The 14,042-nt window shown below is 61.3% G+C and carries 14 protein-coding genes; 10 read left to right on the plus strand and 4 right to left on the minus strand.

The window, feature by feature from the left end; genetic code table 11:
* Positions 1-248: 248 nt before the first annotated feature.
* From AC07YV_RS10515 to AC07YV_RS10530, 4 genes are all read left to right on the plus strand, one after another.
* The gene (locus AC07YV_RS10515; protein ID WP_102701250.1) at positions 249-2,573 is read left to right on the plus strand and encodes an FdhF/YdeP family oxidoreductase; all 2,325 of its coding nucleotides are present in this window, start codon (positions 249-251) and stop codon (positions 2,571-2,573) included.
* A 137-nt stretch (positions 2,574-2,710) separates the two neighbouring features.
* The gene (locus tag AC07YV_RS10520; protein ID WP_102701251.1) at positions 2,711-4,132 is read left to right on the plus strand and encodes a cytochrome ubiquinol oxidase subunit I; all 1,422 of its coding nucleotides are present in this window, start codon (positions 2,711-2,713) and stop codon (positions 4,130-4,132) included.
* Positions 4,133-4,149: 17 nt separating this feature from the next.
* Positions 4,150-5,166 (plus strand): cytochrome d ubiquinol oxidase subunit II, encoded by a 1,017-nt coding sequence (gene cydB / locus AC07YV_RS10525; RefSeq protein WP_102701252.1) that lies wholly within the window; start codon positions 4,150-4,152, stop codon positions 5,164-5,166.
* Positions 5,153-5,308 (plus strand): DUF2474 domain-containing protein, encoded by a 156-nt coding sequence (locus AC07YV_RS10530; protein WP_008051210.1) that lies wholly within the window; start codon positions 5,153-5,155, stop codon positions 5,306-5,308. The genes cydB and AC07YV_RS10530 overlap by 14 nt, the downstream gene beginning before the upstream one ends.
* 106 nt (positions 5,309-5,414) lie before the next feature.
* Here AC07YV_RS10530 and AC07YV_RS10535 read toward each other — a convergent pair whose 3' ends face one another.
* Both AC07YV_RS10535 and AC07YV_RS10540 read right to left on the minus strand, forming a co-directional pair.
* A complete protein-coding gene (locus tag AC07YV_RS10535; protein ID WP_102701253.1) occupies positions 5,415-5,795 on the minus strand; it encodes a hypothetical protein in 381 nt (126 codons plus the stop codon).
* Positions 5,796-5,944: 149 nt separating this feature from the next.
* Positions 5,945-6,796: a CAP domain-containing protein gene (locus tag AC07YV_RS10540; protein ID WP_102701254.1), complete on the minus strand. Its 852-nt coding sequence runs from the start codon at positions 6,794-6,796 to the stop codon at positions 5,945-5,947.
* Positions 6,797-6,938: 142 nt separating this feature from the next.
* On the opposite strand from AC07YV_RS10540, the gene AC07YV_RS10545 reads away from it, so the two are divergent.
* From AC07YV_RS10545 to AC07YV_RS10565, 5 genes are all read left to right on the plus strand, one after another.
* A complete protein-coding gene (locus AC07YV_RS10545) occupies positions 6,939-7,559 on the plus strand; it encodes a cell wall hydrolase (protein ID WP_102701255.1) in 621 nt (206 codons plus the stop codon).
* A gap of 198 nt (positions 7,560-7,757) precedes the next feature.
* Positions 7,758-8,735, plus strand: a complete 978-nt coding sequence (locus tag AC07YV_RS10550; protein WP_102701256.1) for an NAD-dependent epimerase — start codon at positions 7,758-7,760, stop codon at positions 8,733-8,735.
* A 48-nt stretch (positions 8,736-8,783) separates the two neighbouring features.
* Positions 8,784-9,524 (plus strand): glycosyltransferase family 2 protein, encoded by a 741-nt coding sequence (locus AC07YV_RS10555; protein WP_102701257.1) that lies wholly within the window; start codon positions 8,784-8,786, stop codon positions 9,522-9,524.
* On the plus strand, positions 9,521-9,799 hold the full coding sequence (locus AC07YV_RS10560) for a lipid-A-disaccharide synthase N-terminal domain-containing protein (protein WP_007976061.1): 279 nt from the start codon (positions 9,521-9,523) through the stop codon (positions 9,797-9,799). Before AC07YV_RS10555 ends, AC07YV_RS10560 begins: the two co-directional genes overlap by 4 nt.
* A gap of 3 nt (positions 9,800-9,802) precedes the next feature.
* On the plus strand, positions 9,803-11,353 hold the full coding sequence (locus AC07YV_RS10565) for an ArnT family glycosyltransferase (protein WP_102701258.1): 1,551 nt from the start codon (positions 9,803-9,805) through the stop codon (positions 11,351-11,353).
* Positions 11,354-11,770: 417 nt separating this feature from the next.
* Here the strand turns inward: AC07YV_RS10565 and ahr are convergent, their stop codons facing one another.
* The gene (gene ahr, locus AC07YV_RS10570; protein WP_102701260.1) at positions 11,771-12,802 is read right to left on the minus strand and encodes an NADPH-dependent aldehyde reductase Ahr; all 1,032 of its coding nucleotides are present in this window, start codon (positions 12,800-12,802) and stop codon (positions 11,771-11,773) included.
* 200 nt (positions 12,803-13,002) lie between these two features.
* Between ahr and AC07YV_RS10575 the strand changes: the two genes are divergently transcribed.
* The gene (locus AC07YV_RS10575) at positions 13,003-13,203 is read left to right on the plus strand and encodes a YbdD/YjiX family protein (RefSeq protein ID WP_007981151.1); all 201 of its coding nucleotides are present in this window, start codon (positions 13,003-13,005) and stop codon (positions 13,201-13,203) included.
* Positions 13,204-13,216: 13 nt separating this feature from the next.
* Here the strand turns inward: AC07YV_RS10575 and AC07YV_RS10580 are convergent, their stop codons facing one another.
* Positions 13,217-13,984: a metallophosphoesterase gene (locus AC07YV_RS10580; RefSeq protein ID WP_102701261.1), complete on the minus strand. Its 768-nt coding sequence runs from the start codon at positions 13,982-13,984 to the stop codon at positions 13,217-13,219.
* Between the last annotated feature and the right edge of the window lie 58 nt (positions 13,985-14,042).

Raw genomic sequence — 14,042 nt, forward strand, 5'->3', positions numbered from 1 at the left:
AGAGCAACTTTAACGGGCGTCCAATCACTATTAACAACCGGGTGATCGAGCGGGTCGATGATGAACTTTGTTTTCTGGTTTAAAGGGCTCTAAGTGATTTCAAGTAATTGATAAACAAGGATAAAAAGCCGTGATAGAGCGTTTCGATAATGTGGTCGTAAATAGCGATTAGACAATAATTTACCCCTGTTCATATGCTTTTCTCCGTCAAACGATCAATGGCCTGAATCAGGTCACGGAGAAGTACCATGTCTCAAGTCGACCGCTACAAACCCTACAAAGGTGCCGCCGCCGGTTGGGGTGCACTGATTGCTGTCACCAAGAACTGGCTGGGCAGTGAAAACGCGCTGAAGAACATTCGCGCCATGCTCAAGACCAACCAGAACGGCGGCTTCGACTGCCCCGGTTGCGCCTGGGGCGAGTCGCCGGAAAACGGCATGGTCAAGTTCTGCGAAAACGGCGCCAAGGCGGTTAACTGGGAAGCCACGGGCCGTCTGGTCGACCCGGCCTTTTTCAACAAATACAGCGTCTCGGCGCTGGCCGAGCAGAGCGATTACTGGCTGGAGTATCAGGGCCGCCTGACCCACCCGATGCGCTATGACGCGGTCACCGACCGTTACGTGGAAACCACCTGGGACGAGGCCTTCGCGACGATCGCCCGGCACCTCAACGCGCTGGAATCGCCGGACCAGGCCGAGTTCTACACCTCGGGCCGGGCCAGCAACGAGGCGGCTTATTTGTACCAGCTGTTCGTCCGGGCCTACGGCACCAACAACTTTCCGGACTGCTCGAACATGTGCCACGAAGCCAGCGCGGTGAGCATGATCGAAAGCCTCGGCGTGGGCAAAGGCACCGTGGTGTTCGACGACCTGGAACATGCCGACGCGATCTTCGTCATCGGCCAGAACCCCGGCACCAACCACCCGCGGATGCTCGAACCGCTGCGTGAAGCGGTCAAGCGCGGAGCCCAGGTGATCTGCATCAACCCGCTCAAGGAGCGCGGACTGGAGCGCTTCCAGCATCCACAGCACCCGATCGAAATGCTCATGAACGGCTCCGAGCCGACCAACACCGCGTACTTCCGCCCGGCACTGGGTGGTGACATGGCGGTCATGCGCGGCATGGTCAAGTTCCTGCTGCAGTGGGAGCGCGAAGCACAGGTCAGCGGCGGCGAGCCGGTATTCGACCACGAGTTCATCGCCGAACACACTTCGGGAATGGGGGCCTACCTGGGCGAAGTCGACGCCACCAGCTGGGAGCACATCGAGCAGCAGTCGGGCATGTCTTTGGCTGACATCGAGCTCGCCGCCCGCATGTACGCCCGGGCCAAACGGGTGATCATGTGCTGGGCGATGGGCCTGACCCAGCACACGCACTCGGTGCCGACCCTGCAGGAAGTCATCAACCTGATGCTGCTGCGCGGCAACGTCGGCCGTCCCGGTGCGGGGCTGTCGCCGGTTCGCGGCCACAGTAACGTGCAGGGCGACCGCACCATGGGCATCAACGAGCTGGCGCCCACCGAGTTGCTCGATGCCCTGGAAAAACGCTTCTCCTTCAAGCCGCCGCGTGAGCATGGCCACAACACCGTGATGGCGATCGGCGCGATGGAGCAGGGGCGCTCGAAAGTGTTTATCGCCCTGGGCGGCAACTTTGCTCAGGCCACCCCCGACACGCCGCGGACCCACGCTGCGTTGCGCAAGTGCGACCTCACCGTGCACATCGCCACCAAGCTCAACCGCAGCCATCTGGTCACCGGCCGGGAAGCGCTGATCCTGCCATGCCTGGGCCGCACCGACATCGACATCCAGGCCGAAGGGCCGCAAGGCGTGACCGTGGAAGACACCTTCAGCATGATCCACATCTCCCACGGCCAACTGAAACCCAAGTCCAAACACCTGCTGTCGGAACCGGCGATCATCGCCGGCATCGCTGCCGCGACACTGGGCAAGCACCCGATCGACTGGAACTGGGCCATCGGCGACTACGGCCGCATCCGCAACATGATTGCCGACACCATTCCCGGCTTCGAAGACTTCAACCGGCGCTTGCTGCACCCGGGCGGTTTCCACATGCCCAACGACGCAGCCAGGCGCATCTGGAAAACCGCCAGCGGCAAGGCCCAGTTCACCCCGAGCGTGCTGCCGGAGCACCTGATCAGCGAGGGCGTGCGCAACCTGGCGGTCAAGCCGCACCTGATCCTGCAGACCATGCGCTCCCACGATCAGTACAACACCACGCTCTATGGCCTGGATGACCGTTATCGCGGGGTGTACGGCATGCGCGACGTGGTGTTCGCCAACGAGCAGGACATTCGCCGGCTGGGTTTCGAACCGGGGCAGAAGGTCGACCTGGTGGCGCTGTGGGACGACGAGCGCGAGCGTCGGGTCAGCGGTTTCACCCTGATCGCCTACGACATTCCGGCCGGTCAGGCCGCGGCGTACTACCCGGAGACCAATCCGCTGGTGCCGCTGGAAAGTTACGGTGACCGCACCTTCACCCCGACTTCCAAGTTCGTCGCCATCCGGCTGGAGCAGGCCAGGGCCAGCAACCTGATTTCGACCTCCGCTGCGTAGTACCGATCACTCAAGACTTTGTGGGAGCGAGCTTGCTCGCGATTGCAGGGTGCCAGGCGCCATTGATGTTGAAGGTGCCGGCCTCATCGCGAGCAAGCTCGCTCCCACAGTTTTAAATCCGCGATGAGGATATCGACATGTTTAACCTGGAGGCACTGGACCTGGCGCGGATGCAATTCGCGTTCACGGTTTCGTTCCACATCATCTTTCCCGCCATCACCATCGGGCTGGCCAGTTTCCTGGCGGTGCTCGAAGGGCTTTGGCTGAAGACCCACAACGACACCTACCGCGATCTCTACCATTTCTGGTCGAAGATCTTCGCCGTCAACTTCGGCATGGGCGTGGTCTCGGGGCTGGTCATGGCCTACGAGTTCGGCACCAACTGGAGCCGCTTCTCCGACTTCGCCGGCAGCATCACCGGGCCGTTGCTGACCTATGAAGTGCTCACGGCGTTCTTCCTCGAGGCCGGCTTCCTCGGGGTCATGCTGTTCGGCTGGAACCGGGTAGGGCGCGGCTTGCACTTCTTCTCGACGGTGATGGTGGCCATCGGCACGCTGATTTCGACCTTCTGGATTCTCGCCTCCAACAGCTGGATGCAGACGCCCCAGGGTTTCGAGATCGTCGACGGGCGCGTGATGCCGTTGGATTGGCTGGCCATCGTGTTCAACCCGTCGTTCCCGTACCGCCTGGCGCACATGGCGATCGCCGCTTTCGTGGCCACCGCGTTCTTCGTTGGCTCATCGGCGGCGTGGCACCTGCTGCGCGGCAACGACACCAAACAAGTGCGCAAGATGCTGTCGATGGCGTTGTGGATGGCCTTGATCGTCGCGCCGATCCAGGCCGTGGTCGGTGACGCCCATGGCTTGAATACCCTGGAGCATCAACCGGCGAAGATCGCGGCCATCGAAGGGCACTGGGAAAACAACGGTAGCGAAGCGACGCCGCTGGTGCTGTTCGGCATCCCGGACATGCAGGCCGAGAAAACCAAATACGCCATCGAGATTCCGTACCTGGGCAGCCTGATCCTGACCCACAGCCTCGACAAGCAGATCCCGGCGCTCAAGAGCTTCCCGAAAGAGGATCGCCCCAACGCGACGATCATTTTCTGGAGCTTCCGCGTTATGGCCGGGCTGGGCATGTTGATGGTGCTGGCCGGCGTGCTCGGCCTGGTCCTGCGTCGCAGCGGTGCCATCTACCGCAACCGCTGGTTCCTGCGCCTGATGCTGTGGATGGGCCCCAGCGGCCTGATCGCCATGCTCGCCGGCTGGATCACCACGGAAGTGGGGCGCCAGCCGTGGGTGGTGTATGGCCTGCAACGTACCGCGAATGCCGCGTCCAATCACAGCGTCACGCAGTTGAGTCTCTCGTTGGCGCTGTTCGTGGTGATCTACTTCTCGGTCTTCACGGTGGGTATCGGCTACATGATGAAACTGGTGGCCAAGGGGCCCAAACCCCATCACGAGCATGCGCCTGCAGGGCATTCCGATCAGGTGATCACACCGCGCCGGCCGCTGTCTGCCGACGCTGAAATCCTCGAAACCGACGCCCGCGTCAATTGAAGGAAGGGAGTTGAGTCATGGGTATTCAAGGTATCGATTTATCGCTGATCTGGGGCGTGATCATCGCTTTCGGCGTGATGATGTACGTGATCATGGACGGCTTCGACCTGGGGTTGGGCATTCTGTTTCCGCTGATCCCGGATGCGAAGGAGCGCGATGTGATGATGAACACCGTGGCACCGGTCTGGGACGGCAACGAGACCTGGCTGGTGCTGGGTGGCGCGGCGCTGTACGGCGCGTTCCCGCTGGCCTATTCGGTGATCCTGGAGGCGCTGTACCTGCCGTTGATCCTGATGTTGTGCGGCTTGATCTTCCGCGGCGTGGCGTTCGAGTTTCGCTTCAAGGCCAGCCCTGAAAAGCGGCATGTCTGGGACATGGCGTTCATCGGCGGTTCGCTGCTGGCGACCTTCTCCCAGGGTGTGGTGATTGGCACTTACATTGCCGGTATCCCGGTGGTCGACCGCCAGTTCGCTGGTGGTTCGCTGGACTGGCTGGCGCCGTTTCCATTGTTCTGCGGAGTCGGCCTGATCGTCGCCTATGCCCTGCTCGGCAGCACCTGGTTGCTGGTCAAGACCGAAGGCATGCTCGAATCGCGCATGCGCCTGTTCACCCGGCCCCTGGCCTGGCTGCTATTGGCGGTGATCGGTGTGATCTGTGTGTGGACGCCGATCCTGCATCCGGACATCGCCACCCGCTGGTTTGCCCATGCGCACCTGGTGGTGTTCGCAGGCCTGGCGGTGCTGGCCTTGCTGGCGATGTTCGGCTTGCTCAAGACCCTGCGCCAACGCCACACCCATTGGCCGTTCGCCTTCACCCTGATGCTGGTGTTCCTAGGTTACATCGGTCTGGCGTTCAGTATCTGGCCGAACATCGTGCCGCCGTCGATCAGCCTGTGGGCCGCGGCGTCACCACCGACCAGCCAGTTGTTCATCCTGATCGGGGCGCTGTTCATATTGCCGATCATCCTGATGTACACAGTCTGGAGCTACTACGTGTTCCGCGGCAAAGTGAGGATTGGCGATGGCTACCATTGATTCCCGTGAACCGGCACCGGCGCCTTGGTACAAGCGCCTGGGGTGGCTGGTGTTGATCTGGCTGGGCAGTGTGGTTGCGTTGGGGGTGGTGGCGGGGGCGTTGCGGATGTTGATGCAGGCGGCTGGGATGAGTAGTCACTGAGGTTCACTGTGGAAAAAGAAACCCGGAGCCCATGACAGGGCTTCGGGTTTTTTGTTGGACAGGCTGTGTGATTTTCTCCAATACGGACTTTATTCTTTTGTACCTTTCAATGGCTCTCAATGAAGTAGGCTGAAACCCTGAGTGCGATCAGGGAAAAAAACAAAACGAACAAAATAATCACCGGAAATATCAAAAGATTCTTGTAGTGCCTTGGAAGGTTTTTCACTTCTTTGGCATCAACAACGCCTCTTCGAGCGCTGAGTGCGGGCATCATCAATACCATGGCAATAACGCCGCCGCGCATGACCTTGCCGATCAGGCCACCCGCTGAAAATGCGTCTCTGGTGGTTTTTATAAAAGAGCAATTGGGTAGACGTTCTTCGATTGCGTCAACGTACTTGTGTGCGATGAAGGCGACAGCGAAACAAGTCAGTATCATCGGCGCCAAGATCAATCCGGCAATCAGACCTGTCGGGATATTTGTCATTTTTTAACCGCTCCATTTTCCTGTTTCCCCTCCTGCCCATCACCCGCGGCAACTTCAACCTATCTTGTCAGCGTAAAGTTACTCCGCTCCTCGACCTGTTCATTGACCACAAAGAACCCCCGATGCAATCGCTTCGGGGGCTATGGCACTCACTGCGCCCCAAACATCGCCGTCCAGTAAATCCCCGCATCGCTCTTCGGATCGGTCGCGTAAGCCGCGCCCAGTTCGCGGAACTGCGGGTTCATCAGGTTGGCGCAGTGGCCGGGGCTGGACAGCCAGCCTTCGACCACTTTGTGTGCGGTGTCTTGCCCGGCGGCGATGTTTTCGCCGATCTGTTGGAAGTCGTAGCCGGCCAGTTCCGCGCGGTCGCCCGGGGTGCGGCCGTCGCGGTCCTTGTGGTCGAAATAGTTGTTGTTGGCCATGGAGCGCGAGTTGCCTTCGGCGGCGCTGGCCAGTGTGGCGTTCCAGACCAGCGGTGGCGCGGCGGCGAAGGATTGCGCGCCGCACTGGCGTGGGCGGGTGCGTGCGGCGTTGAGTTCGGTGAGCAGCTTCTGGCCTTCGGCCTGCGCGTCGCCCAGGCTTGCGCTCAACAATGGCCGAGCGAGCACGATGCGCCATTGCCGGTCCTGGCGGAAGACGCCGACATCGACGAATTGCGGGTCGAGGACGATCTGGCAAAAACTCTCCTGGATCGCCTTCATCGCCGCGGCTGCATCGCGAGGTCCGGACAGGCTGATGGCTTGCACGTTTTTCATCGGATAACCGGCAGTGGCCATGGCCTGCTGCAGATCACCGATGCTCGGGGCGGTGAGCACCAGGCGCGGGTCGGCCGACAGTGGCGGCAGCTCCGATGACACCTGGCCGGCACAGCGCTGCAGTTGGCTGCGGTAGACGTTGATCGATTCGATCAATTGCGCTTCGTCCGCCGCCATGGCGTTGGCGGCACATACCAGGCCCAGTGACACACCGGCCAGGCGCATTGCGGATGAGATGAATCCCATGAAAATCCCCCTTGAGCAGATGGCGCCCATGATGCGCGAAGTTGGCCCATTTAAGACAACGGATTTATCCAGAGTGTAGTGGGGTAAGCGAAATCATTTCACTACTACACTGAATCGAATCGCTCACCGAGTGACATCGACCATGCGCCTCGACTGGATCGCCACCTGCCTTGCCCTCACGCTGCTCGCCGGCCCGGTATCGGCTACGGATCAAGAACAAAAACAGGAGTCGGCCGAGAACAAGGCCGAGGTGCTGGAACAGAAGGCCGCCGAGAGCAAAAAGCCCGCGACGGAACCCGAGGTCGAAGCCATTACCCCGTCCGAGGTCCAGGCCGTTGACCCGGCGGGTGCCGCGCCGCTGGACGATGCGATCACGTGCCTGGCCCGCTCCATTTACTGGGAAGCCAAAGGCAAGGACTCTGCCGACATGGAGGCGGTGGCCAATGTGGTCATGAATCGCCTGGGGCACGAGGGCTTTCCGGACACGGTGTGCAAAGTGGTCAAGCAGGGATCGGAGACCAAGAGCTGTCAGTTCTCCTGGTGGTGTGACGGCAAATCCGATTCGGTCCAGGAAGAAGTGCCTTACGCGATGGCCAAGGAAATCGCGCGCAAGGCCCTGAACAAGGAGCTGCCGGATCGCACCCAGGGAGCCCTGTATTTCCATGATCGTACGGTCAAGCCGGATTGGGCCAGGGAATACATCAGGACCGTGGATATCGGCCTGTTCCGGTTTTATAAACCCCACGACGGATCGGCCAGGTAGCGGCGCTGATTTCGGCCCAATAGTGTTTTTTGCAGAGCTCGTGCGCGGCGTTATCCAAACTGAAATGTGTCTGTTTTATAAGCTTCATGACGCAACCGTGCGTGAATGACGCGATAAGCAGGGACTACACATGAAGTTGACGAGGGTCCGGATCAGTAACCTCGCGCCGATCGCGGCGCAGTCGCCGGCGTGCGTGCCATGACCGTCCTGGTCACCGGTGCCGCCGGTTTCATCGGTTTTCATACGGTCCAGCGCTTGTGCCGCGAGGGTCAGGACGTCGTCGGTATCGACAACCTCAATGACTACTACGACGTGGAGCTCAAGCACGCACGCCTCAAGGTGCTGGAGACGTTGCCGGGTTTTCGCTTCCGGAAAATGGACATCGTCGACAAACCGGCCCTGATGGACCTGTTCCGCGACCACGGGTTTACCGAGGTGGTGCACCTGGCGGCGCAAGCCGGGGTGCGGTACTCGCTGGACAACCCGGATGTCTATGCCCAGTCGAACCTGGTGGGTTTCCTCAATGTGCTGGAAGCCTGTCGGCACCATCGCCCCGAGCACCTGATCTACGCCTCAAGCAGCTCGGTGTACGGCACCAACAGCAAGATGCCGTTCAGTGTCGAGGACCCTGTCGAACATCCCGTTTCGCTGTACGCCGCGAGCAAGCGCGCCAATGAACTGCTGGCCGAAAGTTACTGCCATCTGTATGGCTTGAAAGCCAGTGGCCTGCGCTTTTTCACCGTCTACGGCCCGTGGGGCCGCCCGGACATGGCGCTGTTCAAGTTTACCGACGCCATCCTCAAAGGCCTGCCCATCGACATCTACAACCAGGGCCAGATGGCGCGCGACTTTACCTATGTCGACGACATTGTCGAAGGCATCGCCCGACTGCGGCCAAAGCCTCCGGTGCCGCAAGGCTCTGGCGCTGGCGTCAACCGGCTGTTCAACATCGGGCGTGGCAAGCCGGTGGCGTTGCTGGATTTCGTCGAGTGCCTGGAGTCGGCCCTGGATCGGCAGGCCCGGCGTAACTACCTGCCGATGCAGGCCGGTGATGTGGTCAGCACCTGGGCCGATGTCTCGGCACTGGCCGAATGGGTGGGCTTCAGCCCGCAGGTGACGCTGGAAACCGGCGTCGCAGCGTTTGTGCAGTGGTATCGGCAGTTCTACCGGATTTGAAGCGTTCGCCTCTGATCTCGAAAAATCATAAAAGGCGAGAGAGACCCCATGAGCCAAGACATTTTTGTATCCGTACTGATTCCCGCCAGGAACGAAGCGAACAACCTCAAGCCGCTGCTTGGGGAAATCCGCGTGGCGCTGGCCGATGAGTCGTACGAAATCATCGTCGTCGACGATGGCAGCACCGATGCGACCCTGCAGGAACTGCGGCAGATCCGCCACGACGGCTTGAACACCCTGCGCATCCTCCATCACGAGCGGTCGCTGGGACAGAGCACTTCGCTGTACCACGCCGCCCGCGAGGCCCGCGGGCAATGGCTGGCGACCCTCGATGGCGACGGCCAGAACGACCCGGCGGACATCCCCGGCATGCTCGCGCTGGTGCGCGGCGAACCGGGCAAGGTCGATGTGCAACTGGTCGCCGGGCACCGGGTCAATCGGCGCGACACCGCGAGCAAACGCTACGCCTCGCGGTTCGCCAACAACCTGCGCCGGCGCCTGCTCAAGGACGCCACCCCGGACACCGGATGCGGCCTGAAGCTGATCGAACGCACGGCGTTCCTGCGCCTGCCGTACTTCGACCACATGCACCGCTATATTCCGGCGCTGATCCAGCGTCACAACGGGCGGATGATCGTGCACCCGGTCAACCACCGGCCGCGCACGGCCGGGGTGTCGAAATACGGCAACCTCGACCGCGCGCTGGTCGGCATTCTTGACCTGATCGGCGTCTGGTGGCTGATCAAGCGCACGCGGCTGAACACCATTGCCCAGGAGCTCGAAGGATGATGCTGACCCGTGAAACCCTGTGGCTGGTGGTCGGCTTTGCCGGGCAGATCGCTTTTACCGGGCGGTTTGTCCTGCAGTGGCTGTACAGCGAATACAAAAAACGCAGCGTGATCCCGACCAGCTTCTGGTACTTGAGCATCGTCGGCAGTTCCTTGCTGCTGGCTTACGCCATCTACCGTCAGGATCCGGTATTCATTGCCGGGCAGGCCTTTGGCTCCATCGTCTATTTTCGCAACCTGCAATTGATTGCCAAAAGCCGCAGCGTGAAGGAATGAACCATGCGTAGATCGTTGTCGCCCCGGATCGAGTGCCTGGGGCTGATGCTGCTTGCCCTATTGCTGATCGGCGCGGGGCTGGGGCTACGCCAGGCACAGAACGTGGATGAGGAGCGCTTCCTCGGCGTCGCCCTGGAGATGCTGCAGAACGGCTCGTGGTTGATCCCGCACCGTGCCGCCGAGATCTACGGCGACAAACCGCCGATTTTCATGTGGACGGTGGCGTTCTTCACCTGGCTGACCGGCAAGCCCAACATCGCGCTCTACCTGCCGGGATTGTTTTCGGCCGTGACGGTCACGGCGATGGTCTATGACCTGGGCCGTCGCCTGTGGACCCAGCGTACCGGGCGCAACGCCGCGCTGCTGTACCTGGCGACCTACCAGACCTACAGCATCCTGCGCACCGGCCAGATCGACAGCTTTTTGATTCTGTTCACCTCGCTTGGCCTGTACGGTCTGGCACGGCACCTGCTGCTCGGCCCGGCGTGGCGCTGGTTTTACGCCGGCTGCGCGGCCATGGGCATCGGGGTGATCACCAAGGGCGTGGGTTTCCTGCCGGCGCTGTTGCTGATTCCGTACGCCTATGCGGTGCGCAAAGGCTGGCCCGGTGTGGTGGCCATGCCTGGCGAGGCGCGCAAGTGGTTGCTCGGGTTTGCGCTGATGCTCGGCGCCATCGCGATCTGGCTGTTGCCCCTGGCCTTGTCGATCTTCTTCAATGGCAGCGCGGACGAAATGGCCTATGCGCGGGAGATCCTCCTGCGCCAGACCGCGGGCCGCTATGCCGCTGCATGGCATCACCGTGAACCGTTCTGGTACTTCTTCACCAAGGTGATTCCGCAGTATTGGCTACCGTTGGTGCTGGTGCTGCCATGGCTGGTACCTGCCTGGCGCCGTCAGTTGCAAAAACGCGACGGCCGGGTCCTGGTATTGCTCGGTTGGGTGGTGCTGGTGGTGCTGTTTTTCTGCATCAGCACGGGCAAGCGCAAGTTGTACATTTACCCGGCGCTGCCCGGGCTGGTGCTGGTCGCTGCACCGCTGATTCCGTGGCTGCTCAAGCGCTGGTTCAAAAAGCACCCGCGTTTGCGACGGGTGTTCCCGGCACTGGTGGCGACCTGGTTCGCGCTGTGGTTCGCCCGGGGGTTCATCGAACCGCTCAAGGATGGCACCAACATCGACCAGGTGCTGATGGCGCAGGCGGCGACCATGACCCAGGGCGCCGATCTGGTGCTGGTCAACTGGGAGGAGGGGCACTGGTTGTTCGCCCGCCAGCCGATCGTGCATTTCGGCATGGATAACTCGTCCATCGAAAAGGCCGCGCTGTATCTGCGCGAACACCCCAAGGCCTACGCCTTGGTGCCGGATGACGTTTTGAACCAGTGTTTCAACGCCGAAGCGGCCCGTGAACTGGGCGAAAACGCCCGGGCGAACTGGTCGATCGTGGGCGCGGATGCCGACAACGGCAAATGCCAGCCGCCAGAAACCGGCAAAGCCTATCGGTTCAGCTGGAATGACCCGCACATGCCAATGGTGCCGGCGCAGGCAGCCAATCCCTGAGGGTGAAAAAGGTCCTTCACGCAATCCGGGGAACCTGTAGGAGCCAGCCTGCTGGCGATGGACTCGAATGCGCCGCGTTCATCCAGATCGCACGCGTTATCGTTGACGACCATCGCTGGCAAGCCAGCTCCCACAATGGACCGTGCCCACGCTGAAACTGTAGGAGCCAGCCTGCTGGCGATGGACTCGAATGCGCCGCGTTCATCCAGATCGCACGCGTTATCGTTAACGACCATCGCTGGCAAGCCAGCTCCTACAGGGGGCCGCGTTCATCCAGTTCACACGCGTTATCGTTGACGACCATCGCTGGCAGGCCAGCTCCTACAGGGGACCGCGTTTATCCAGGTCACCAGCGTTATCGTTAACGACCATCGCTGGCAGGCCAGCGCCTACAAGGGACCGCGTTCGGCTCTCCTGTCACTGGCTGGCGTCCAGCACCACGCGGTAGCGCGCCTTGCCGCTGCGCAAGTGATCGATGGCGTCGTTGATCCGGCTCATGGGAAACATCTCGACCTGCGGCAGGATCTGATGGCGTGCGCAGAATTCCAGCATGGCGGCTGTGTTAGCGGGTGAACCGACCGGTGAGGCGGACATGGTTTTTTGCTGGGGAATCAGGTTGAACACGTGCACCGGAATGGCGTCGGGCACGACGCCGACAAAGTGCAGGCGCCCCTTGCCGCGCAGGGTGGCGAGCATGGCGGTCCAGTCGAGGTTGGCGTTGGCGGTGACCAGGAGAAAATCCAGGGTGCCGGCAATGGCATTGAGCGCATCGGAGTCGGTCGAGGCGACCACCTTGTGTGCGCCCAGGCGCCTGGCTTCGTCCTGCTTGCTCAGCGATGAGGTGAACGCCGTGACTTCGCAGCCCCAGGCGTTGAGAAAGCGCAGCGCCAGGTGACCAAGGCCACCGATGCCCACCACGCCGACGCGGTCAGTGGGCTTGATGCCGAATTCCACCAGCGGGTTGAACACGGTCGAGCCGGCACAGAACAACGGCCCGGCCATCGCCGGGTCGAGTCCGGCCGGGATCGGCAGGGCCCAGGCCCAGTGCGAGCGGACGCGGTCGGCAAAGCCGCCGTTACTGCCGATGATGGTCGGTTGCACCGTGCGACACAGGTTATGCGAGCCTTCGATACAGGACGTGCAATGCATGCAACTGCCCTTGTACCAACCGATGCCCACCCGTTGCCCCAGTTCCAGGCCGCGCACCTGGGCGCCCATCCGAACGATACGGCCGACCACCTCATGGCCGGGAATGAACGGGTAGCGGCTGATACCCCAGTCGTCGTCGATCAGCGACTGGTCGGAGTGGCAGACGCCGCAATATTCCACGGCGACTTCCACCTCATCGTTGCCCAACGGACCGGGATCGTAGCTGTAGCGTTCCAGTGGCGCGCCCGCTGTCGTGGCGGCCCAGCCGGTAAAGGTGGTGAGTTCGCTGCTGTCGCTCATGGGATACCTCCAGATCAGAAGTCAGGGGTCTTGGCCGCTGGGGTGCAGTGGCGGAGCGAGGAAAGTGTAGCGGGTTGCCGGCGGTCCATCGGTCGCGAGCCTGGATACTTGAACATACAAAGGCGCCCGATCTGGACACAATGCCGATACATGAGCGCGGTTACATGTGGCCAGGTCCCACGTTCACAGAGAGATCCGCCATGTTCCGCAAACTGCAGCAGGTCGCCAGAATGTTCAGCCAGAGCGCCCGATTGATGGTCGGCGTTCCCGAGTACGACAACTACGTGGCACAAATGGCCCGCAACCGTCCGGGGGAGCCAGTGATGAGTTATGAGATGTTTTTCCGCGAACGTCAGGAAGCGCGTTTTGGCCGGGGGAAATGCAATACGCGGTGCTGCTGACCCGAGCGTTACCTCAGAAATCCAGATCGATCACGAAGGCATCATCGAAATCGGGATTTTCGTTGATGCCGTTCTTGGCATAGCCCCGTGGGTTGCAGACCACGCGGGTATTGCCCACCCGATAGTCGAAGCTGCCATGGGTGTGGCCATGCAGCCAAAGCGCCGGCTGCCAGTCTTTGATCCGCGATTCGAGGTCCGAGACAAAACTTGAGTTGATCGGCGAACCGGCAAAGGTCGGGCTGATGCTCGATCGTGTCGGGGCGAAATGAGAGATCACCACTGTGGGTGTGCGGCTGTCGCGGGCGAAGCAGTCTTCCAGCCAGGCGACTGTCTGTAGAAACACCAGCTGGGAAATGGCCGGCGTGAACAGGTCGGGAAAATCGGGGGCGATCTTGATGTGGCTGAAGTCACGGATCAGTTGAGTCGCCAGGTTGATACCCAGCGCCCGATCCTCGGGACTGTCGAGCAGACGATAGTCAGACCACAAGGTGCAACCAAGAAAACGCACGCCGTCGTGCACGTATTCCTTACGTTCCAGCACGTGGATCTGCGTGCCTTGCGACAAACTGTTCAGCTGTTCGTAGGTGGAGACCAGGTCACTGCCATAGAACTCGTGATTGCCCGCCACGTACAGCAGCGGAACCGGGCACGCCCTGGCCCACTCGATGGCCTTGGCGGGGCGCGCGATGTCCCCGGCGAGCACGACAATATCGGCCTCCACGGCGGGAAACGGGACCGCGTTGACGGACAGGTGCATGTCGGACAGCAAGGCGATGCGCATGGATCAACTCCGGCGTGTCTTGGAGGGCTGGCCGTTCAAATTACCTGTTGTTAGCCCG

The sequence above is a fragment of the Pseudomonas sp. GW456-E7 genome, assembly GCF_059424105.1.